Below are 2,804 nucleotides of genomic sequence, written 5' to 3' on the forward strand. Positions count from 1 at the left end.
CGCATGAACAACATTCTCGTACAGTTCAACACGGAAGCGCTCGTCGTGTGCGGCGTCGGCGGGGTGATTGGGGTGTTGCTCGGGATATCCACCGCCACGCTGCTTTCGGGAGCGGGCATGAATATCGAGATCAACACAATGCCGTCCTTCCTCGCCTTCAGCTGCGCGGTACTGACAGGTCTTGTTTTCGGCTACCTGCCCGCGCGCAAGGCAGCGAAGCTTGATCCCGTGATCGCACTGGCATCGGAGTGAAATAGATATGCGTTTCTCATATGTCACAGAGCTTCGCCACGCCGCCCTGCCCTTGCTTCTGGCAAGCGCGCTTTCGGCCTGCGCGCTCGCGCCCGATTATGAGCGTCCTCGCATCGGCGCTTCGGATAGCTGGCATGGGCCGCAGGGCGCAGGACTGAGTGTCGCTGCCCATACGCAATGGTGGTCTGCCTTTGGTGATCCCGAACTCACGCTGCTGATGCAAGCCGCTCTCGATTCCAATCTCACTATCGCACAGGCACTGGCCCGCGTGGAGCAGGCGCAGGGCGCGGCGCGGTCTGCGGGCGCGAACCTTTTGCCGCAGCTTTCTGGCAGCGGCAGCGCTTCCTCGCGTTCCATTGACGGTGCATCAAGCCGGGAGAGCGCGACTGTCGGCCTTTCGGCAAGCTATGCGCTCGATCTCTGGGGCCGCTACCGCAATGAATCGCGAGCCGCCAGCTTCAACCTGCAGGCAACGGAATATGACAAGGACGCGGCGGCGCTGCTCGTCCAGTCACAGGTGGCGACCACCTATTTTTCCATTCTGGCGCTGAAAGATCAGATCGCGATTTCCGAGGAATCTCTCGAAGCCGCGCGCAGCACGCTTGCGATTGTCGAAGCGCGCTACAAGGCAGGCAGCATTTCAGGGCTCGATCTCGCGCAGCAGCGCAACGCCATTGCCGTAATCGAGGCGGGGCTTCCTGCCTTGCGCGCGAACCTCGCCGAAAACCAGAATGCGCTCGCCATTCTTCTCGGGCGCACACCGGGCAATTTCACGGTGGAAGCCGAGACGCTTGATCGCATAACACTTCCCGCCATTGCGGCAGGCCAGCCCTCTGCCCTGCTTGAGCGGCGGCCCGATATTCGCAGCGCCGAAGCGCGGCTTCAGGCGGCAAACGCCAATATCGGCGCAGCGCGGGCAGCCTTCTTTCCGAACATTGATCTGACCGCCTCGCTGACGCGGAGCTTCGCGACGGCAAGTCCAGCCGAAACGGCAACGGCGCTGGGCGCATCGCTTCTCGCGCCGATTTTCTCGGGCGGCTCGCTCGAAGGCAATCTGCAATCGGCGACGGCGCGGCAGGCGGAGCTTGCCGCTGCCTATCAGCAGACCGTTCTCACCTCCTTTGGCGAGGTGGAGAATGCCCTTGTCGGCACCGAGGTGACAGCAGAGCGGGAACGGCTTCTTGCTGTTGCCGCCGAGGAAGCGCGGCGGGCCTATGATCTTGCGGAGGCACGTTACCGCACCGGCGCCAGCGACCTCCTCTCTGTGCTTGATGCGCAGAGAAGCTGGCTCTCGGCCCGTAACAATCTCGCGCAGGCGCGGCTTGAACGCTACAGCACCGCTGTCAGCCTCTTTGTGGCGCTGGGTGGCGGCTGGCAGTCATCCTGATCGGTTCAAACTTCCCCGACCGGTTGTTCAGATAAGCGCGGAAGATTTCTTCCTGCGGGCGGCAAAGGTCGCTAGGCTCCTCCCAACCAAAATCACGAATATGGAGGAGAAACATGACCAACCTGACTTCCAAGGAAGTACGGCTCAAGGCGCGGCCCGTGGGCATGCCGAAAGACAGCGATTTTGAAGTCGCTACAGCCAATGTGCGCCAGCCCGGCGATGGCGAGGTGCTGGTGCGCAATATATGGATGTCCGTCGATCCCTATATGCGCGGGCGCATGATGGACCGGGAAAGCTATGTGCCGCCCTTCCAGATCGGCCAGCCGCTAGAAGGCGGTGCCATCGGCCAGGTGATCGCATCCAATGACGACAAGCTGAAGGTCGGCACCTATGTGAACCATATGTGGGGCTGGCGCGAATATGTGACCGGACCTGCGGCGGGCTTCACGCCGGTTGACCCTGCCCTTGGCCCCATTCAGGCGTTTCTCGGTGTGCTTGGCATGCCGGGCATGACGGCCTGGTCGGGCCTCTTCAAGGTAGCCAATCTGAAGGATGGCGAAACGGTTTTCGTCTCCGCCGCTTCGGGCGCTGTTGGCGCGGTGGTCTGCCAGCTTGCCAAGGCGCATGGCTGTTATGTGGTCGGCTCTGCCGGTTCCGATGAGAAGTGCAAGTGGCTCACGGAAGTCGCGGGAATCGACAAGGCGATCAACTACAAGACCTGCGGCGATCTCAACAAGGCCGTGGCAGAGGCTTTCCCGAAGGGCATCGACGTGTACTTCGAGAATGTCGGCGGCGCGCATCTGGAAGCCGCGATCAACGCCATGCGTCCGTTCGGGCGGATCGCCATGTGCGGCATGATCGAGCAATATAACGACACGACGCCCCGCCCCGGCCCGTCCAACATCATTCAGGTGGTTGGCAAGAGCCTGCGGATTCAGGGCTTCATCGTTTCCAACTACTTCCAGCATATCGGCGAATTCTTTGCCGAGATGGGGCCACTCATTCAGAGCGGCAAGATGCATTGGGAAGAGACGGTGGAAGAAGGCATCGAGAATGCGCCCAAGGCATTCCTCAACCTCTTCAAGGGCGCAAATTTCGGCAAGATGCTGGTGAAGATCGGTCCCGACAAGGCGGTGTAAACGGCCTCCATCCCCATACCTTATTC

At 61.3% G+C, this 2,804-nt stretch carries 3 protein-coding genes; all 3 read left to right on the forward strand.

Annotation, left to right across the window (positions count from 1 at the left end; all coding sequences use genetic code 11):
• Positions 1 to 252: FtsX-like permease family protein (locus WBF74_RS09765; protein ID WP_424438839.1), on the forward strand; the 252-nt coding region annotated here is incomplete at its 5' end.
• 7 nt (positions 253 to 259) lie between these two features.
• Positions 260 to 1,639 carry an efflux transporter outer membrane subunit gene (locus WBF74_RS09770; protein ID WP_424438842.1) on the forward strand — a complete coding sequence of 460 codons (1,380 nt, stop codon included), beginning with the start codon at positions 260 to 262 and terminating at the stop codon, positions 1,637 to 1,639.
• Between the two features lie 113 nt (positions 1,640 to 1,752).
• The gene (locus tag WBF74_RS09775) at positions 1,753 to 2,778 is read left to right on the forward strand and encodes an NADP-dependent oxidoreductase (RefSeq protein WP_424438845.1); all 1,026 of its coding nucleotides are present in this window, start codon (positions 1,753 to 1,755) and stop codon (positions 2,776 to 2,778) included.
• The last annotated feature ends 26 nt before the right edge of the window (positions 2,779 to 2,804 follow it).

The organism is Parvibaculum sp., assembly GCF_049672805.1.
Taxonomy (GTDB): Bacteria; Pseudomonadota; Alphaproteobacteria; order Parvibaculales; family Parvibaculaceae; genus Parvibaculum.